General features: G+C 38.4%; 17 protein-coding genes. 9 read left to right on the top strand and 8 right to left on the bottom strand.

All coding sequences use genetic code 11. The features are described 5' to 3' along the window. Positions 1-220 precede the first annotated feature (220 nt). The 3 genes from DD829_RS02545 to DD829_RS02535 form a co-directional block, all read right to left on the bottom strand. Positions 221-988, bottom strand: coding sequence for a type 1 glutamine amidotransferase domain-containing protein (locus tag DD829_RS02545; protein WP_228408107.1), 768 nt, complete (start codon positions 986-988; stop codon positions 221-223). 42 nt (positions 989-1,030) lie between these two features. Continuing rightward, on the bottom strand, positions 1,031-1,243 hold the full coding sequence (locus DD829_RS02540; protein WP_410493802.1) for a putative quinol monooxygenase: 213 nt from the start codon (positions 1,241-1,243) through the stop codon (positions 1,031-1,033). 73 nt (positions 1,244-1,316) lie between these two features. Next, positions 1,317-1,931 carry an NAD(P)H-dependent oxidoreductase gene (locus tag DD829_RS02535; RefSeq protein ID WP_108409147.1) on the bottom strand — a complete coding sequence of 205 codons (615 nt, stop codon included), beginning with the start codon at positions 1,929-1,931 and terminating at the stop codon, positions 1,317-1,319. Between the two features lie 225 nt (positions 1,932-2,156). Between DD829_RS02535 and DD829_RS02530 the strand changes: the two genes are divergently transcribed. The 5 genes from DD829_RS02530 (at position 2,157) to DD829_RS02510 (ending at position 5,735) form a co-directional block, all read left to right on the top strand. Next, positions 2,157-3,065 carry a LysR family transcriptional regulator gene (locus tag DD829_RS02530; RefSeq protein WP_108409146.1) on the top strand — a complete coding sequence of 303 codons (909 nt, stop codon included), beginning with the start codon at positions 2,157-2,159 and terminating at the stop codon, positions 3,063-3,065. A gap of 10 nt (positions 3,066-3,075) precedes the next feature. Further along, positions 3,076-3,591 (top strand): GNAT family N-acetyltransferase, encoded by a 516-nt coding sequence (locus DD829_RS02525; RefSeq protein WP_108409145.1) that lies wholly within the window; start codon positions 3,076-3,078, stop codon positions 3,589-3,591. 76 nt (positions 3,592-3,667) lie between these two features. Next, positions 3,668-4,543 carry an aldo/keto reductase gene (locus tag DD829_RS02520; protein ID WP_108409144.1) on the top strand — a complete coding sequence of 292 codons (876 nt, stop codon included), beginning with the start codon at positions 3,668-3,670 and terminating at the stop codon, positions 4,541-4,543. 337 nt (positions 4,544-4,880) lie between these two features. Next, the gene (locus DD829_RS02515; protein ID WP_108409000.1) at positions 4,881-5,150 is read left to right on the top strand and encodes a RebB family R body protein; all 270 of its coding nucleotides are present in this window, start codon (positions 4,881-4,883) and stop codon (positions 5,148-5,150) included. A 138-nt stretch (positions 5,151-5,288) separates the two neighbouring features. Beyond that, positions 5,289-5,735 carry a lipocalin family protein gene (locus tag DD829_RS02510; protein ID WP_108408993.1) on the top strand — a complete coding sequence of 149 codons (447 nt, stop codon included), beginning with the start codon at positions 5,289-5,291 and terminating at the stop codon, positions 5,733-5,735. Positions 5,736-5,984: 249 nt separating this feature from the next. Here DD829_RS02510 and DD829_RS02505 read toward each other — a convergent pair whose 3' ends face one another. Genes DD829_RS02505 through DD829_RS02485 form a run of 5 tightly spaced genes read right to left on the bottom strand, consistent with a single transcriptional unit; the run spans position 5,985 to position 9,533 of the window. After that, positions 5,985-7,322 carry a UDP-N-acetylmuramate--L-alanine ligase gene (locus DD829_RS02505; RefSeq protein ID WP_108408994.1) on the bottom strand — a complete coding sequence of 446 codons (1,338 nt, stop codon included), beginning with the start codon at positions 7,320-7,322 and terminating at the stop codon, positions 5,985-5,987. A gap of 6 nt (positions 7,323-7,328) precedes the next feature. Beyond that, a complete protein-coding gene (locus DD829_RS02500; protein WP_228408106.1) occupies positions 7,329-7,769 on the bottom strand; it encodes a hypothetical protein in 441 nt (146 codons plus the stop codon). An 8-nt stretch (positions 7,770-7,777) separates the two neighbouring features. Next, a complete protein-coding gene (locus DD829_RS02495) occupies positions 7,778-8,584 on the bottom strand; it encodes a lysophospholipid acyltransferase family protein (RefSeq protein ID WP_076395816.1) in 807 nt (268 codons plus the stop codon). Positions 8,585-8,611: 27 nt separating this feature from the next. Beyond that, positions 8,612-9,238, bottom strand: a complete 627-nt coding sequence (locus tag DD829_RS02490; RefSeq protein ID WP_108408995.1) for an NUDIX hydrolase — start codon at positions 9,236-9,238, stop codon at positions 8,612-8,614. A gap of 46 nt (positions 9,239-9,284) precedes the next feature. Further along, positions 9,285-9,533 (bottom strand): hypothetical protein, encoded by a 249-nt coding sequence (locus DD829_RS02485; protein WP_165796547.1) that lies wholly within the window; start codon positions 9,531-9,533, stop codon positions 9,285-9,287. A 999-nt stretch (positions 9,534-10,532) separates the two neighbouring features. Between DD829_RS02485 and DD829_RS02475 the strand changes: the two genes are divergently transcribed. From DD829_RS02475 to DD829_RS02460, 4 genes are read left to right on the top strand one after another with little or no spacing between them, the layout of a single operon-like run. Then, positions 10,533-12,197, top strand: coding sequence for a T9SS type A sorting domain-containing protein (locus DD829_RS02475; protein WP_108408997.1), 1,665 nt, complete (start codon positions 10,533-10,535; stop codon positions 12,195-12,197). Between the two features lie 5 nt (positions 12,198-12,202). After that, positions 12,203-15,064 carry a hypothetical protein gene (locus tag DD829_RS02470; protein ID WP_108408998.1) on the top strand — a complete coding sequence of 954 codons (2,862 nt, stop codon included), beginning with the start codon at positions 12,203-12,205 and terminating at the stop codon, positions 15,062-15,064. 7 nt (positions 15,065-15,071) lie between these two features. Then, positions 15,072-18,674, top strand: coding sequence for a DUF6443 domain-containing protein (locus DD829_RS02465; RefSeq protein WP_108408999.1), 3,603 nt, complete (start codon positions 15,072-15,074; stop codon positions 18,672-18,674). Positions 18,675-18,679: 5 nt separating this feature from the next. Continuing rightward, positions 18,680-19,045, top strand: coding sequence for a hypothetical protein (locus tag DD829_RS02460; protein WP_116547488.1), 366 nt, complete (start codon positions 18,680-18,682; stop codon positions 19,043-19,045). Positions 19,046-19,105: the final 60 nt, after the last annotated feature.

The following is a 19,105-nucleotide window of genomic DNA, read 5'->3' as shown; positions in this document are numbered from 1 at the left end:
TATTAAGTCTTTTTAAACTTTTTATTTAACCGCAAAAGTCAAAAAAGATCAACTAAACTTTTATTTAAAGTTGGTGATTAAAAATAAAAAAGGTCACAATAGTTTTTAAAAATCTTTGATTTTTATTCTTTTGAGCACTTTGATTATTCTGAAAATTCGCTTTATTATTATCTTTTGTACCTTTTGCGGTTTATTCTGAAATTTGTTTAAACTAGTCTATTTATTTTTTTAATTCCTTTAGAATTTCTTCGCCTACACTTTTCGCAGACTGAGGATTCTGTCCGGTAATTACCCTCTGGTCGCTCACTGCGTGAACCTGCCAAAGTCCGGATTTCTCAAATTTTGCACCTCTTTCTTTCAGCTTGTCTTCCAGAAGGAAGGGGACCACGTGGGTTAATTTCACCTCAGCTTCTTCTTCGTTGGTGAAAGAATTGATCTTTTTACCGTCAACCAGATATTTTCCGTTGTTCAGTTTAATGTTGACCAAACCAGCCGGACCGTGGCAGACTGCTGCAACCACACCGCCGTTTTCATAAATCTGTGAAGCGATGGAAGCCAGTTCTGTGTTGTCTGCAAAATCCCACATCGCACCATGACCTCCCGCATAAAATATCGCTTTATATTCTTCCGGATTCACTTCCGAAGGTTTCATGGAATGATCGATCTTGTTTTTATACTTTTCGTTTTCCCAGAATTCTTTGTTTACAGGATCTTTCAGATCAAATCCGTCTACCGGAGAAGTTCCGCCTTTCGGGCTTACAAAATCGATTTCATATCCTGCTTTGTGAAGAACTTCCCACGGATGAGCCACTTCACCAAGATAGTATCCTGTTTTTTCGCCGGTGTCGCCTTTTGTCCCATGACTGGTAATGACGAATAAAATTTTCTTATCCATATTTTTATATTTTTTGGTTTGTGCCTGTATAAGTCCTGCGGTAAAAACGGCAAGGATGAGTAATGCTAACTTCTTCATGATGTATTCTGCCATTATGCTGTACTTTAACTTTACTTTTTAATGGTGATTTGGGTATTAAATAATTTCTGTTAAATAAATCTGTGGTTGCTCCTGAAGCTTTTCATTCACCAATTCTCCGAAAGCTTTGATGTAAGGCTGCTTGTTATGTTTTGCTAAACCTTCCTCGTTTTTCCAGATTTCATAAAATATAAACTGGTTTTTATCTTCAATTCCCTGGTGAAGCGTATAAAGTTCGTTGGCTTCCTCTTTCACCGTCTCTTTCACCATATTCTGAAGAACTTCCAGAACTTCTGTCTGTATTCTTCTTTGGCTTTAATAACTGCTGTTAAATATATTTTCATTACACCAACTGGGGTTTTAATTCTTTCTCGAAAACTTCGGTAAGATGTTCTCTGTACAGCTTCATATCTCTTTCTACATCTGCATTTTTTTCGACGTCGTGAAAATGGAAGCTTTCTAATTTTTCAAGAGAAACGAAAGCATTCATACGGTGGAATCCAAATAACGGTCCATTGTCTACACTGGTCTCCTTAAAAAATTCTCCCGGAAGCGTAAATGCGGTTGCAGGCGCATTCCAGCTTGTAGTTACCATATATTTTCTTCCGCCAAGCATTCCTCCGGTTCCGTAATTGATCTGCGGATTATCGGCGCTTCTTCCGTCGCTCATATAAATTCCTTTGGCGTGTCCTGCAGTGAAGACTTCATCGATATATTTTTTAAGACCGTTTGGTAACTGAAACCACCAGATCGGAGTATGGTAAATGATGTAATCTGCCCATACAAATTTTGCCACTTCTTCATTTTTATCATACCCTTCATCTACGTTGGTGATTTTTACTTCTACATTTTCAAAGTTTTTAAGCACTTCCAGTGTGTTCTCTGCGATAGTCTGGTTATATTTTCCTCCGGAATGTCCGAAATTCTGTCCTCCGTTGATAATTAATACTTTTTTCATTGCTTTTATGATTGTTTAAATTTTACATGGACAAAGGTATTGGCTAAATTGCTATAAGAAAAATAATAAAAATCATAGCTAAGTATTATTTAAATGATAATTAGTATATATGGTTGATTATCAGTTTTTTATTTTAAATATAGACCGCCTTTATCGCTTTCATTGATGCTGAAAATATCATAATCATGATTATTTAGGTACATTTGCATCATAAAAGTAATACCTATGGTTAATTTAGAATGGTACAGAACTTTTAAGGCAATCTATAAAACAGGAACGCTTACCGAAGCTGCGGATACCCTGTTTATTTCGCAACCGGGCGTAAGTCTGCATCTCAGTTCGCTTGAAGCCTATGTCGGGTATAAGTTATTCGACAGGACCGGAAGGAGAATGATTCCTACGGAAAGAGGAAAGGTTTTGTATAATGCGATTACGGAACCTTTGGCAAAACTGGAAGAGGTAGAAAAAAACTTTCAGAAATCGACGGAGAAACTCACGCCAACTATCAGTGTCGGCATGTGTTTTGAAACCTTTCAGACAACACTGGAGCAGTACGTTTCCAGTCTGCCGTTCAATCTGATCATCAGCTTCGGAGAATACCGCGAAATGCTCGATCAGCTGGATAAAGGAATTTTAGATTTAATCATTACTCCCAAAAAAGGAGTTTCGCCGAATATTGAGCATGAAGCATTTTCTTCCGAACAGATCATTCTTGTGGGAGGAAAAGATGTTGATAAAGAGCAGTTTGAAATTATTTTAAATGAAAAGGGAATCGAACACGCGGAAGAATGGCTGAAAAACGAAAAATGGTACGGAACGGCAGGAGATATGGAGCATCTTTTTCAGTTCTGGATTCTGAATTTCGGGCATAAACCAAACTTCCGTCCCAATTATATCGTTCCGAACCTGAATTCAATTGTGCGTTGTCTGAAAGGCGGAACAGGTTTGGCAGTGGTTCCTGATTTTCTATGCAAAAAAGAAATTGAAAACGGAGAAGTGCAGCTGATCTGGGAAGGCGAAAAACCATTGAAAAACACGCTGCATTTCGGATGCCGGAAGAAAACGAATTATCAGACGGAGATTGATCATATCAAAGAACTTTTCAGGAAGATGATGGGGAAAGAAGACATATAAACATTTAATTATGAAAAAAATTCTTGAAACAGAAAGGCTTATTTTACGTGAATTAAATTCAAATGATGCACTAAGTTTTTATGATCTTAATAATAATCCCAATGTTATTAAATATACTGGAAACGTGCCTTTTCAGAGCGTGGAAGAAGCCAGAGATTTTTTGTTGAACTACAGAGATTATGATGAAAATGGTTTTGGAAGGTGGGCAGTAATTGAAAAAACTACGGGAAATTTTCTGGGATGGTGCGGTCTGAAATACAGTAAGGAAACAGATGAAACGGATATCGGTTTTCGTTTCTTTGAAGAATACTGGAACAAAGGATTTGCAACAGAAAGTGCAAAAGCATGTTTAGAATATGGCTTTAATGAATTTCATCTGAGTAAAATTGTAGGAAGAGTTATGGCTGAAAATATTGCTTCTATAAAGGTTTTAGAAAAATTAGGACTTGTTTACGATAGAGAATTCGATTTTGATGGTCATCAAGGTTTGAGGTATAAGATCGAACCTGCCGGATTAAAAATCTAATGATAGTTCAAATGAAAATTAAAAAAGTTAACAATCAACAATCAACAATTAACAATTAAATAGATAAATAAAAAGTATGCAACAGAAAACATACACAGGGCAGCCTGTAATTACACTGAACAACGGAGTGGATATTCCGGCTTTAGGATTCGGGGTTTGGCAGATGGAAAATCTTCAGGAATGCGAAGATGCGGTGATCAAAGCCATTGAAACCGGCTACAGAATGATTGATACGGCTTCCATTTACCAGAATGAAACCGCAGTAGGAAATGCGATTAAAAACAGCGGAACAGACCGTGAAGAATTATTCATTACTTCGAAACTTTGGGTTCAGGATACTTCTTATGAGCAGGCAAAAGGGGCTTTTCAGAGAACTTTAGACCGACTGCAGCTGGATTATCTGGATATGTATCTTATTCACTGGCCGTATTCGGATTTCAAAGGAGCATGGAAAGCGATGGAAGAACTGTATCAGGAAGGAAAAATAAAAGCAATCGGGGTTTGTAATTTCCCTGAAGATAAAATGGAGGAACTGAAGGCAAATGCAACGGTACTTCCTGTGATTAACCAGATCGAGCTGCACCCGATTTTCCAGCAGAAAGAACTTCAGGTGTACAACAGGGAAAATAGCATCATCACGCAGCCTTGGAGTCCGCTTGGAAACGGAAACGCAGGATTACTGGATCATCAGGATCTTAAATCAATCGGCGAAAAATACGGTAAAACGGTGGCGCAGGTAATTTTAAGATGGCACTTACAGGAAGGATTCTGCGTGATTCCTAAATCGGTTACCCCTTCCAGAATTGAAGAAAACTTTAATATTTTTGATTTTGAATTAACCGAAGATGAAATGAACGTGGTTCGTTCTTTAGACACCGGAAAAAGATTATTCTTCGATCCGAAAGATCCGGAATGGGAGCAGAAAATGCTGAAATCGGTAGCGGATATTTAAGATCTGGAATTTCATTTAAATAGTTTTCATTAAAAGTCTGTTTAAACTTTTATTTAACCACAAAAGTCACAAAAGATGTACTAAATTTTTTATTTAAAGTTGATCATTATCAATGAAAAAGCTCACCATAGTTTTTAAAAATCTTTGATTTTTATTCTTTTGAGCGCTTTGATTATTAATGAAATTCGTTTTAACAATTATCTTTTGTCCCTTTTGCGGTTAATTCTGAAATTAGTTTAAATATGTTTTAAATAAAAAGAAGCAGTAAATTATTATTGCTTCTTTTTTTATTAAAAAATATCATTTAACTTTACGATGATACTTAAAAACTAAAATTATGGATACAAAAGTTAATGATCAAATCACCGATGCGGTAACTCAGGCTAATATAAAAGTTTTAGGAGAGGCTCCTGCGATGGCAATGGGAAATCTTTATCAGGCTATGGCACATTCTACAGGCATACTTTTTCAGAATGCAGTAAGCGCTCAGAATCAGCAGAATATATTAGCTCAGGCAGCAACTAAACAGGGCGTGATGCAGATTTACAGCATCGATACAGTTGCGGATGCGATTTCCATTACAAAAATATTGAATGGCGGTGTCTGAATATTCAAAAATTTTAAATAACAAAAACATCTGATTTTTTTCGGCATGACGTGTATAAGCCGTGAATTTCATCTATTTTTGCGGACTTACAATACCTCTGTTTAAGAAATTAGAACAGCCAGAATAGTTTTTATCAATATGAACAAAATACTCATGTCATTTTTTCTGCTCTCTTTTATTTCCTGCACCGGAAGTGATGAAGATCAGAACACAGACAATAAATCTTCCATTATCGGAACATGGTATGTCGAAAAAACCGAGATTTACAAATCTTTAAATCAGCAGATTCTTGTTTCTTTTTCAACGGAATGTCAGAAAATGAGTACCCACGAATTTACTTCTACCCATCTTTTTTCCATTTCTTTTGCCCAGAACAACAATACCTGCGAAAAAGGAAATGCTGTAAGCCAAAAATATACGTTTGATAAAACAAACAGTACATTCTGGTTTGAAGGGCAGGAAAAGTATCCTTACTACATCACAAAGCTTAATGAATATGATATGGTGGTAGAAGACCGCACTCAGGATTTCGACGGCGACGGAGCGAAAGATGTATTGAGACGTTTTTATAAAAGAATCAAATAAAATAATTGATTTATCCTTTTACTTAATATTAGAGAATAATAATGAGCAGGCGGTTTTATAATAGGGTCCCTTCGACAAGCTCAGGGTGACCTCTCGAATACTAACCGCAATATTTAAATATTGTCAGGCTGAGCTTAGTTTATCCTGAGCCTGACGAAGGAAAGCCTTTATGAGTAAAAAGGGGTAAGTCAATAAAATAAAAAACTCCTTTCGGTCTGAAAGGAGTTTGTTTTTTATATTCTGTACAGTTTATTTCGTAAGATCAAGACCTCCGAAATTTCCGGAGCTCATCATGAGATAAACGCCGTGTGTTTTATCCAGTGTGTTCCAGTACGCATGAAGTTCTTCCGCGTTGGTGAACACTTTTAAATTTTCATTTTTGAACTTTTCTTTAATCAGTTCCGGTGAAATCGGCTCCATTCTTTTGATTTTCAGGGCATCTTCAGAATAGAAAACAATCGCTTCATCCAGTCCGTCCATTGCGTGATCGTACTGCTCCAGAAACACAGGATTTAAGCTGGAATACGTATGAAGTTCAAGGAAACCATATTTCTTTTCGTTTTTAAACTGCTCACAGAATGCTTTTACGGCTGCCTTTACCTTACTCGGCGCATGTGCAAAATCTTTATACAATGTTCCGTTGTCTTCTCTTTCCACCCTTTCCAGACGCTTTGAAGCTCCTTTAAAGCTCATGATCGCTTCATAGAAATCTTCATCCATAATTCCCAGCGTATGGCAGATGTGTCTTGCCCCTTCCAGATTTAATAAATTGTGTGCGCCAAAAACCGAAAGCGGAACATTGCCCATTTCCGTTTTCAGGTGAACTTTACCATTTACAATTTCGTATTCAGGGGTTTTGTAAGGAATTTTTCTGAAATAATTTTCGGCACTTTCCACCACTTTTACCACTTCGGCATCTTCTTCATTGTATACCAGAACACCGCCCGCTGTAATACTTGCCACAAATTTTCTGAACTGCTCCACATAATCATCAAACGTTTTGAATACGTTGATGTGATCCCATGCAATTCCGCTCAGTAAAGCAATATTCGGCTGATAGAGCAAAAATTTCGAACGGAGATCGATAGGAGAGGAAAGGTATTCATCCCCTTCCAACACCATAAAATCGTTGTCTTCGCTAAGTTTCACCATACAGTCGAAACCTTCCAGTTGCGCTCCCACCATGAAATCCACCTCTTTCTGATGGAAATTCAGCACATGAAGAATCATGGAAGTAATCGTTGTTTTTCCATGTGAACCCGCGATTACAACCCTTGTTTTATCTTTAGACTGTTCGTACAGAAATTCGGGATACGAATAGATTTTCAGCCCAAGCTCTTTGGCTTTCGCCAATTCCGGATTATCCTGATGGGCGTGCATTCCGAGAATGACGGCATCGATATCGGAAGTGATCTTTTCCGGAAACCATCCCATTTCTCCGGGAAGAATTCCTTTCTTTTCCAAACGTGATTTCGAAGGTTCAAAGATCGCATCATCCGAACCTGTTACATGGTATCCTTTATCTTTTAATGCAATGGCAAGATTGTGCATCGCACTTCCGCCGATCGCGATGAAATGGGTTTTCAACTGTATTTACGGTTTTTTTACATTAGTATTAATGATCTCCTGAAAAGCATTGGTAATGTTCGTCCAGTTTGTTTTGTAATTCGGCATTACCGAGCTTGCATCGGTTTTGCTGCCTTCATTCGGACCTTTTTTTATGTTGATCGTTGTGGCAATCCCGTCATAAATTTTCTGGTGGTCTTCCTGTATTCTTCTGAAATTATTCTGGGAGAGTGTATTGTCCAGCTTTTTAAGATCTTCGTCTGTAATTTTAAAATCCTGCTTGTATTTTTTACCCTGTCCTTCGAAAGAATAATGAGCAGTATTTCCTTTAATCAGAAGATTTTCATATATCGGTGCAAATCCCCCGCTTTTCGAATAGCTGATGTCGAAATCCGAATACACTTTCTGGCTGTTGCAGGATACTAATACTATGATCGCGAATAAAATTCCTAATATTCTTTTCATCATTTTATACTTTAATTATCTGACTCTTTTTGCTCTGATTTTTTAGCTTTTAATTCTTCATCATAACTGTGCAGAACATTGAAGTCCTCCGTCTGCTCAATCGCTGTCATGATTTTATGCAGAATCTGCTGCGCATTTTCTTTATCGTAATCTATATCAAGAGGCGCTTTAAATTCCATCGTTGGTTTTACGCCCGTTACTTTTACACGAAGTCCCTTTTTATCGAAAGCCCTTCTGAATCCGTTGATTTTAATAGGAATAACAATAGGACGTTGGTTTTTTACCAGTTTTGCCGTACCCCTTCTTCCCTGTGCAAATGCTGCCGTGGTTCCCTGAGGAAAAGTAGCTACCCAACCGTTATCCAAGGCTTTCATGATATTATCGACCTCGCTCATGTCTACCATTCGGTTGACGTTTTTACCTTCTGCTCTCCAAGTCCTTTTTACCGTTACTGCTCCTGCAATCTTAAAGATTTTAGGAAGAATCCCTTTATTCATGGTTTCTTCCGCAGCTACATAGTAAAAATCGATTTTAGGATTTAAAAGATAGATCGGATTTTTAATGGTGTTTAAATATCCATTGTTCACCGAGCAGAATGCATGATACATTGCTGCCACATCTGCAAAGTACGTCTGATGGTTGGATACAAACAGCACATTGGAATCCGGAAGATCCACAAGATACTCAGTACCGGTGATTTTCAGTTTATTAAAGCCGTTGAATCTTCTGTAAGATACAATTCCTAAAATAAAAATAATCAGCCTTTTTAAAAAATAAGGAGTTCCGAACGCGTCGGTGAAAATGTTTTTCTTCGCCATCTCTCAATTAAACACGGTATTGCAAAGTTACATTTTTTTCAGCAACTGGCTGAATTCGCTCAGGATCATTGCGGTAGCGCCCCAGATAATATATCCGTTGAAATTAATCACCGGAACTTCATTTCCTGCCGTGCTTGGCAAAACCATCATGTCCGGCTCATCCGGAAGATTGAGAAAACAGGTGATCGGAAATTCGATCACTTCCACTGCTTCACTTTGTTGCAGAATAAATTCAGGATTCTTTCTGGTGTATGAAATATAAGGATAGACATAAAAATTGCTGGGCGGAATGTAGATCGGCGACATTTCGCGAATCATCCGTACATAATGTTTCTCGATGCCGATTTCCTCTGAAGTTTCCCGCACGGCAGTTTCTGCAAAATCCTCATCCGTTTCTTCGCGCTTTCCGCCCGGTAAAGAGATCTGTCCGCTGTGTCGGTCGTGCTCATTAATGGTTCTCTGGATTAAAGGGAAATGCCACTCATCGTTTTTCAGGTACAAAACAATATTTACGGCAGCAAACTTTGGATTTTTTTCCAAAACCTCTTCATACGTAAAAACAGGGCGGGAAGGAGGCGAGAAAACACCGTGCGCATGGATTCCCGGCAATTCCGCAGTTTTTATTTTCTTTAATAAATCTTTTCCAAAACTCATTCTCAAATTTAATCATTTCTTTTGAAGAAAGGAAGAGCGGAGAATGTTAATTAATGGTAAAAGTGGGAGAGGGGTAGTTGGCTGTTTGTTGATGGTTGATGATTGATGATTGATGATTGATGATTGATGATTGGTGATTGATGGTTGATGATTGATGGCTGTGCGCTTCGGCTTCGCTCAGCGTACCGCTTGGTTGATTTGTTTGAATGAATAAATTTCTGAAAATCTGTTTTTTTGCTTGTTTTTGAAGGATGTTTTTTGATGAACGGGTTAAAATTACCACAGAAATGTCCATTTTCCACCATCATAAAAAATTCTGACCGGTTTTGACTGCTTTTGACCGGTTTTGACCGGTTTGAAAACCCATTTCTTCGGGTCATGTTCGGGTCTTCTTCGGATCGGCTTCGGAAAAATGGGATTTTTTCCGAAGGAATACCGAACAGCAGTCGAATGATTTAGGGAGAATTTTGATTACCGTATTTCTTTAATTGTACGCTTCGGCTCCGCTCAGCGTACTTCAGTGCGACTTTATTTTAAACAGATCATTGTAAGCCAAACCATCACCGTGCGCTGAGCGGAGCCGAAGCGCACCTCATCGTAAATAATCATTCCTAAAGTTGTTTTAATCGCAAAGACGCAGGTATTTATTTTTTAATCACGTTTTAAGGCGCAAAGATTTTATCTCCGATAAAATTTTAATGCAGATATTTTTACGCTTCGGCTCCGCTCAGCGTACTTCAGTGCTATTCCATTTAAACAGATCATTGTAAACGAAACCCTCCACCGTACGCTGAGCGGAGCCGAAGCGCACTACAATTTCATTTTAAACAGATCATTGTAAACGAAACCCTCCACCGTACGCTGAGCGGAGCCGAAGCGCACTACAATTTCATTTAAACAAATTATTGTAATGCAACCCCACGCAGTGCGCTGAGCGGAGCCGAAGCGTACATTAAAATACACCCATAAAAAATATTTTTCACCATGATTTCCAACCTTTTTGAAAAAAAAAGCATCCTTTAAAATAAAACGACATGTTTTGTCGTTAATGCTTTGTAATTTTGCAGAAAAGTAAAAAAGACAGGAGTTTATTTTTATTATTCTGAACAAAAAATTAATAAAAACAAGCTGTTAAAAGCTCATAAAAAAACAATAGCCATGATTAAAACAAATAAATTTCGGACAGGTTCTGTCAAATTCAGGATCAATACTTTAAGAATGCGGGTTTCCTTATTTTTCTAAGCATTCCCTTTCTTAATTTCACCTTTACAATAACGTTAAAATTACACTAAGTATGAAAAAACTCGGCATGAGTGTGTTCACTCTGTGCAGCATTCTGGGGGTGTATGCCCAGGAAGTGGTCTGGCAGAAAGACATCCGGTCTTCTACGCAGGACTTTCTCTCACAGATCACCACGACCATCGATCAGCAGTATTTAATTACCGGAAGCAGCATTCGGGGTAACAGCCAAAAGATCACAGGCAGCAGCTCTCCTGCAACCTCCGGTCTGCCTTCTGCCACCTCGCAGCAGAACAACGGTTACGATTTCCATCTGGTAAAACTGAACCAGCAGGGCGAAGAGGTCTGGGAAAAATATTTCTCTGGGAAAAACCATGATTTTCTTTCGGCAACCGTCAATACGCAGGAAGGAGGATTTCTTTTGGCGGGTTCCAGCTATTCAGGAAAAGGGCTAGATAAAAAGGACGATTCCAAAGGAGGCAGCGATTTCTGGCTTATCAGAATCAACGAATTTGGCGATGAATTATGGCAGAAAACGATTGGCAGTACAGCGGATGAAGAAGCGCGGGCGGTGATTCAGACCACCGATATGGGGTTCTTTGTAGCAGGATCCTTCGGCTCCGCTCAGGATCCGAAAATGAAGGGCTACGGTTCCAAAGATGTTTTGGTAGTAAGACTGGATAAAAACGGGAAGGAACTATCCCAATTGGTATTAGGCGGAAAAGGTCTGGATGAAGTGGAAAAAATGATTCCCACCAAAGACGGAGGAGCATTGTTAGGGATCTATTCCAGAAGCGCAGCTTTGGCAGGAAGCGGGAAGACGGAGGCTGGAAGTAGTAAAACCATCAACTATCAACCAAAAACAAGCAACAATTTTGGTGAAGGCGATTACTGGATCGTGAAACTTTCGAAAGACGGAAAAGTGGAATGGGAAAAGAATTTCGGAGGTAAAGGCGATGATCATATAAGAACACTTGCCCTGACTTCAACAGGTTATCTGATCGGAGGGGAATCCAGATCGGAAAGATCGGGAAATAAATCCGTTGGTATTGAAGAGGGAACCGATCTTTGGCTAATCTCCATTGATGAAAGAGGCGAAGAAATCTGGCAGAAATCCTACAGCTTTAAAAACAGGGATGTTCTGATGGGAATGTGCGTCATTGCCGGGAAGCAGGAAGACGGAGGCGGGAAGTCTAAGGGAATTCTCTTAGGCGGTTACACACAGGCGGAAGGCAGGATTGAAAATGATGATGAGACTTTCTGGATGCTGTATCTCGACCAGAACGGAAATGAGCAGTGGAGAAAGCACGTAAAAGGAGAATCCCGAAAAAAAGAGGAAAGATTATCTGATATTAAGCTGAACCGTGACGGATCAATTGTACTCGCAGGAACCAGCGCAGAGGAACTGGGAAAAGAAAACTGGAAGATCGTGAAGCTGGGAGATAAACAGGTTGACCAGCTGATCGAAAAGCAGGATATTAAGATCTACCCGAACCCGGTAACGGATTATGTGTACGTGGAGCTTGGCTTTGAGGGCTTGAGAGAAGGAGCATTTGAAGCTGAAATTGCAGTGTATGATATGGGCGGAAGAAAGCTTGAAATGGTAAAAACAAAAAATAAGATCACCAAGATCAATACCCAGCCGCTGATTCAGGGGGCGTATCTGGTGGTGGTGAAAACCAATGACAAAACGGCGAATGCTAAATTGATTAAAAAATAAGACAAATGAGAAAAAATATTTTTATACTGCAAACCCTTCTGATATTAGGATTGCAGAAAGGATATGCACAAAATAGCATTGGAGAAACTGTGCATAATTCGATTGCCTCACCGTCAATTGCCTCATTATCCCGGTATTCGGATGTTCCTGTTAATGAAGCTACAGGAATTCCTGAAATCAATATTCCGCTTTTAAGTGTTCCTATGAGTGATAATACGCTGAGTTATCCGATAAGTTTAAGCTACAATATTCAAAACTACGAAAATACAGATAGAATTAGTGATGTTGGTTATGGCTGGTCATTGCTCGGAACCAGTGTTATTTATAAAAAGGTTATAGGAGAATTGGATGAATGCTATGATAATCCTTCCGCACCCAATCATTTTAATAACGAATTCGATGACATGTATTACTATTCATTACCGGGACTGTCAGGAAAATTCAGAATAAAAAGAGATGTAGTTGCCAATACATTCAGCCTTATTAATCTTAGCCCTAATAATGCTAAAATCGAATACGTAAGGGACAGCAATACAACTACATTTAAAGCTGATAATTTTACTATAACAGCAGATAACGGTTACAAATATTATTTTCAGGAATATGATTATGGACAATATCCCTGTTCAAATTCTGTTTTTGTGGCTCCAACATTTAAATCATCTTATTTTTTAACAAAAATTGTCAATCCGATAGGTGTTGAAATTGCAACACTTCAATATGAGAAGAAAAATAAGATTTTTCCCGGAGGTAAGATTGAATATCAGTACTGTAAAATAAAATCTATCAAAACTCCAAAGGGTGAAGTTACATTTGATTTTGCTTATGATGAAAGCCTGAAAGAGACGGTGAATGATCCGTTCACCTTAAATAAAATTATTTTAAAAAATCCTGCAGGGGAAACCTATTACAGTTATATGATTAATAACAGCATTCTTACGCATCCTTATGATGAGGAAGCTAAGAGAAAACGTGTACTGGCTTCCATAAGAAAAAATGATAAAAACAACGTTAAAATAGAAGAAACATCTTTTATTTATAATAATATTACAGATTTTATAGGACGTGTAACGGATGGTATGCTGGAAAAAGTGGTGACTCCAACAGGAGGAGTTATCCAGTATAATTTTGAAAGTAATGAACAGTATTTTAATTATAGTGATCCTGAATATGTAGCTTATATGGAAGCATATGGCTTTGATCCTGCCATTCAAACTAAAGAAACATTAGTAAATTCTCCGCTAAATAGCGAAACTACACAAATATATAATTTTACCATACCGGGAGATCCTGCCAAAATAAAAAGGTTTGAGCTGTTCATCAACTTAGATACTTTTACATATCCTGAACCGGAAATGCCGGATCCCAATGATCCCATCGGTTCGCAGTTACCGCCACCGGATATACATCCGCGCCTTAATTTCAAATTGAAAAAAGGCAGTCAGGAAATCTGGAGCGGGCAGTATAGCAATGCAGCAGCCAATTATAACAATCCTGTATTTTCCAACAATCCGGGAAACTATACCCTTGAAGTATCATCGGCAGACGGAGCAAAAGGAATTGGAACTTTTGGAATTACAGGTACTAAATTTTTACCGGGTCCTTTTAGAAATTCTCTTCCTGCGAAAGGGCAGAGAATTAAGAATATAAAATATTATAAAAATATTTCGGAAACCACACCGGAAAAAACGATCAGTTACGGATATGATTCTTTTACTTTAAATAACAGCAGCAGCGGATATTTATTTTACAACGAAAGAGATACCGAAGATGATCCTATGTCACCGTATGTACTTTATAATAATGTAAAAGTTTTTGAGAACGGAAAAGGATATACCAACAAGACTTTTAAAACTCCCAATGATTACCCAAAGATTCAGAATGGAGGAACTCAATTAGAACCCGCCTTTTTCTGGTCATACTATAATCTAACGAAAAACGGGCTGCCTTCTAAAGAAGAGGTTTATGATCAGCAAAATACTTTATTGGCATCAAAAGAAATCAATTATGAGTTTGCCAACTATTCTGATGCTGAATATCCGTTGAATATTTTATCTCAAAAACACTCCAGCAAACCTGCATATATTACAAAGACCACGCATACAGAGAAGCTCTTCTATCCGGGAGGAAAAGTGCTGGAAAACCAGTCTGAAACGCAGATCAGCAATCTCAACTGCAAACCTATTTATACGAAATCGGTTATCGACGGAGATATAAAGGAAAAATTCCTTACTTATCCTATCAATATATCAGGGTATGCTCATCTGGAAAGTGCATATATGAAAGGGTTCCCTGTAAAAACTGAAGAGAAAGAGAACGGAAAAACGGTATCAAAATCATCCACTCTGTTTGCCAACTCTTCCCTGCTCCCTACTTCTGTGGTTACAACCAATCTGGCAGACGGAAGTACAAAAGAAAGCGTAAAGATGGATCTGTATGATGACAAGGGCAATCTTCTTCAGGTTTCAAGTCCGGGAGGTTTAACAACAGCCTTGGTCTACGGATATAATAAAACCTCTCTGATTGCAAAGGTGGAAGGTGCAGCATACAGCCAGATTGCTTCTTTGGCTACAGATATTATTACTCTTTCTGATGCAGATAACCTGAACGGAACCTATGAACCGGCATTGCTTACCGCTTTGGATAACTTCAGAAAAAACCCTGCATTAGCCAATTATCCGATAACGACTTATACATACGATCCCATTTCAGGAATCACTACCACCACTCCACCTTCCGGTTTAAGAGAAGTGTATGAATATGATGATGCAGGAAGACTAAAAAGAGTAAAGAGAATGGAAAAGGATTCATCCGGAACAGTATCATTCAAAACATTAAAAGAATATCAATACAACTATAAACACTAATGTTATCATGAAAAAGATTTTAAGTATTTCAAGTTTGCTGTTTGTAGCGATGTATTTTGCACAGACCAATCTTACTTCCTCGGAAAACTACGTATATAGCAAAACATGTCTTAACGGAGATTGCTCTAAAGTTTCTGAAAACGTCCAGTATTTTGACGGTTGGGGAAAGCCTGTGCAGACGATCGATATCAAAGCAACACCGCTGGGACGGGATATCGTAAGCCATATAGAATATGACCCGTTCGGAAGACAGACAAAAAGCTATTTACCTGTTCCGCAGGCAACAACCCAGAACGGAGCGATCTACGCCTCTCCTTTAGCCAATGCTTCCGCAATCTACGGAGCGGAAAAGATCTATTCTGAGAAAATTTTGGAAAACTCGCCAATAGAAAGAATTCAACAGCAGATACAGGCAGGTAATAACTGGGCGAATAAACCTGTAAATTTTAATTACAATACCAACGAAGATGGGGAAGTAAGAAAGTACACTATTTCTACAGACTGGTTTGAAGGAAGAACGAAATATACCATTGCCAATTCCGGTAACTATGCAGGCAGTACGCTTACAAAGAATGTAGTTACAAATGAGGATAATAATGTAAGTATAGAATTTAAAAATAAAAAAGGACAAACTGTTCTGTTAAGAAGGAAAGACGGAAATAAAAATGCAGATACCTACTATATTTACAACGAATATGGACAGTTGGCTTATGTAATCCCTCCTTTAGCGGCACAATCAGGACAGGTAGATCAAACTACATTAGACAATCTTTGCTACCAGTATCATTATGACGGCTGGAACAGGCTGGTGGAAAAGAAGATTCCCGGAAAAGGATGGGAATATATGGTGTATGATAAGCAGGATCGTATGATCTTATCTCAGAATGCCAATACGGGAGTATTAAAACAATGGTTTTTCACGAAATACGACCAGTTCGGAAGAGTACTTTACACAGGAATTTATACAAGTGCACAAAACTATGGAAGTACAGGAAGGCAGGCTGAACAGACTTTGGCAAACAGCTCTTCTGCACTGAATGAGAGCAGAAATACAACAGGATTTGATGCGAACGGAGTAACGGCATATTATACAAACTCTGCCTACCCTGCTGTGTTTACAAAGATTCTTACCATCAATTATTATGATACCTATCTTCAGAACGGCCCTGCAAGACCTGCTCAGATTATGGGGAGTAATACCATTGGCGATAATGCCGCCGATGCTGTTAATACCCAGACTCTTCCCACACTATCGATGGTGAAGAATATTGAGGATGACAACTGGACAAAAAGCTATATATGGTATGATACAAACAGGAGACCTATTGGAAGCTACGCGATTAATCATTTAGGCGGCTATACCAAAACAGAATCTTCTCTGGATTTTACGGGTGTGGTTCTGCAGACTAAGATTTATCATAAAAGAGTGTCTTCCGACACCGAGAAAATAATTTCTCAGACGTATGAATACGACAGCCAAAACCGCCTGAAAAAACAGTGGCACCAGGTAAACAGTAATCCTCAGGAATTGCTGTCTCAAAACTCATACAACGAACTTTCCCAGCTTACCAATAAAAAGGTGGGAAACAATCTTCAGAGTATAGACTACACCTATAATCTAAGAGGAGCTATTACTACAATAAATGATCCTGCAAATCTTGGAACCGATCTTTTTGCATACTCTCTGTCTTATTTTGATCCTACCAACACCTCTGCAGGAAAATACAGTGGAAATATATCTTCTGTAAGCTGGAAATCTGCACAGGATAATGTATTGCGAAAATACAGTTACCAGTATGACAATCTGAACAGGCTGAGCCAGGGAATTTATGCTGAACCGGAAGCTTCCGTTCCTCAAAACAATTTCTACAACGAAATTGCGGGCTATGATCTCGGAGGAAATATTATTTCGCTCCAAAGATATACGAAAGGGATTTCCGGAACAGCATCACTGATGGATAATCTTAGTTATGTTTATTCGGGTAATAGGCTTACTTCTGTTACCGACAGCTCTACCAATTACAGCGGTTACCCTGATACTTCAGGAAACACCATCTCTTATGATGCCAACGGAAATATGACCAGCCAGATAGATAAAGGAATTTTGCAGATTGAGTACAACATACTGAACAAACCAGATTATTTGAAATTCAATACAGGATTATCTACCCGTACGGGAAGGATTAATGAAAACACCTCTTATCTTTATCGTGCGGATGGTACCAAATTAAGAAAAGTTTACAATTATGCGCCTTATAATCCTTTAGGAACAATTACTCAGTTGTCCTCAAAAGTAACAGAATATCTCGATGGCTTTCAGTACGAAGGGGACGGAAAAAAAGGAATTCCCTCTGTACTTACTTTAAAATTTGTTCCAACCGCAGAAGGATATTATAATTTCGAAAATAATAAGTATATTTACAGTTATACAGACCATTTGGGGAACATTAGAGTAAGCTACTTTAAAAACACCAATGGCAGCGCAGAAGTTCTTGAAGAGAACAACTTCTACCCTTTTGGGATGAAGCATGAAGGATATAACCAGACGACAGGAAATCCTGCATACAGCTACCAATACAATGGTAAAGAGCTGCAAACAGAAACCGGATGGAGCGATTACGGGGCAAGGATGTATATGAGCGACATCGCAAGATGGGGCGTAACAGATCCTTTGGCAGAAACTTCCAGACGATGGTCTCCTTACGCTTATGCCTATAATAATCCGGTAATGTTTTTAGATCCGGACGGAATGCAGAATGTTTCTGCCGTATATTGGGAGTTTGATCCTAATACGACACTAACAGGAGGTGATTACTTTGCAGGAAGTACTTTGGGAGCAGCTAATTTCAGCAATCAGATGTCGTTATGGCAGGATGCAGCAGGCGGTGGGGGAAGTGACCCTACACCTAAAAGCAGCACAGGAATCCAATTAGGACAAATTCTTTCAAACTTTTTTGCCCGACTTTTTGGAACAGCTAAGAGGGATGCGAAGATCTCAACAGTTTTACCTGGTGCAGTAATAACAAGAGTGTCACCTGTACAAGTAGGAACATTGGAAGGATCATTTGAGACAGCTTTAAATTGGGAAGAAGTTGCAGCGGTACTGGGAACTATTTCAAGGGCAGGTCAATTCGCAATACCTTTAATGCTAAACGGAGACAGTTCTCATGCACGTGGTTATGATATTCCGCTTACAGGGGCAACAGATATACCGGCGGAACCAGATCCTAATTTATATTTATATAGAAACATGAGAAGTGTAAACGGAGTGCCTATGGTTGGAGAAGGTTTGGACAAACTAGGTTTAAGAGATAAAGATGTTAATTTTCTTCCTAACTCCACTATGATAACACCTCTTTTCTCAAATGGTTTGTCTGTTACTGTGGGTTATGGAGATAGCATACCATCAAATGTTCCTGATACTCATAAAAAACAAACTTTATTTAGAATATCAGCAAGTTCATTAATATCTTATGGCTTGATTGGAACACCTGTCCCAAATACTTCAAATCCCTTTTATGGACAAATACGCCCGGCAATTCCTATGAACGTAGGAACATTTAGGGCATTAATTCAAACTACTGCCCCGGCTTGGCAACCTGTAAAATAAATCATATGGAAGAAAGAGACTTAATTATAAAACAAATTCAGGAAAAATTAGAAATTGAGCTAAGACCAGAAAATATTTCCAAGATGACCTTGGATGAATATAGAGATTTTATTATTTCAATATTTGAGTATATCAATCTATATAAGGATAAATATCTTTTAACATCCATAGACTTCAGGGAATTTGCAAATGATTTTGTTTACAATTATGAAGATGATGGTTATGAAGATAATTGTGGCGAACGCGTAAGATTTTTTATGGATGAATTAGCGATTTTATATACTTATAATCCACCATTTTTTTGGGATTCTAATTTTGAGGATTTCAAATATAAAATGAAAAGACATGTCACGAAAGGTAATGGTTTGTAAAACCCGATCTCGCGGATTTGTAATCCGTGAGCAATAATAAAGAACCCACCGCAATTGCGA

The sequence above is a fragment of the Chryseobacterium sp. HMWF035 genome (assembly GCF_003094695.1).
Taxonomy (GTDB): Bacteria; Bacteroidota; Bacteroidia; order Flavobacteriales; family Weeksellaceae; genus Chryseobacterium; species Chryseobacterium gambrini.
This window is presented reverse-complemented; position numbering and strand designations above follow the sequence as displayed.

Coding starts and splice junctions, on each gene's coding strand:
- DD829_RS02545 (WP_228408107.1), bottom strand. CDS start 988: ATGGCAGAATACATCATGAAGAAGTTAGCATTACTCATCCTTGCCGTT.
- DD829_RS02540 (WP_410493802.1), bottom strand. CDS start 1,243: ATGGTGAAAGAGACGGTGAAAGAGGAAGCCAACGAACTTTATACGCTT.
- DD829_RS02535 (WP_108409147.1), bottom strand. CDS start 1,931: ATGAAAAAAGTATTAATTATCAACGGAGGACAGAATTTCGGACATTCC.
- DD829_RS02530 (WP_108409146.1), top strand. CDS start 2,157: ATGGTTAATTTAGAATGGTACAGAACTTTTAAGGCAATCTATAAAACA.
- DD829_RS02525 (WP_108409145.1), top strand. CDS start 3,076: ATGAAAAAAATTCTTGAAACAGAAAGGCTTATTTTACGTGAATTAAAT.
- DD829_RS02520 (WP_108409144.1), top strand. CDS start 3,668: ATGCAACAGAAAACATACACAGGGCAGCCTGTAATTACACTGAACAAC.
- DD829_RS02515 (WP_108409000.1), top strand. CDS start 4,881: ATGGATACAAAAGTTAATGATCAAATCACCGATGCGGTAACTCAGGCT.
- DD829_RS02510 (WP_108408993.1), top strand. CDS start 5,289: ATGAACAAAATACTCATGTCATTTTTTCTGCTCTCTTTTATTTCCTGC.
- DD829_RS02500 (WP_228408106.1), bottom strand. CDS start 7,769: ATGATGAAAAGAATATTAGGAATTTTATTCGCGATCATAGTATTAGTA.
- DD829_RS02495 (WP_076395816.1), bottom strand. CDS start 8,584: ATGGCGAAGAAAAACATTTTCACCGACGCGTTCGGAACTCCTTATTTT.
- DD829_RS02490 (WP_108408995.1), bottom strand. CDS start 9,238: ATGAGTTTTGGAAAAGATTTATTAAAGAAAATAAAAACTGCGGAATTG.
- DD829_RS02485 (WP_165796547.1), bottom strand. CDS start 9,533: ATGGACATTTCTGTGGTAATTTTAACCCGTTCATCAAAAAACATCCTT.
- DD829_RS02475 (WP_108408997.1), top strand. CDS start 10,533: ATGAAAAAACTCGGCATGAGTGTGTTCACTCTGTGCAGCATTCTGGGG.
- DD829_RS02470 (WP_108408998.1), top strand. CDS start 12,203: ATGAGAAAAAATATTTTTATACTGCAAACCCTTCTGATATTAGGATTG.
- DD829_RS02465 (WP_108408999.1), top strand. CDS start 15,072: ATGAAAAAGATTTTAAGTATTTCAAGTTTGCTGTTTGTAGCGATGTAT.
- DD829_RS02460 (WP_116547488.1), top strand. CDS start 18,680: ATGGAAGAAAGAGACTTAATTATAAAACAAATTCAGGAAAAATTAGAA.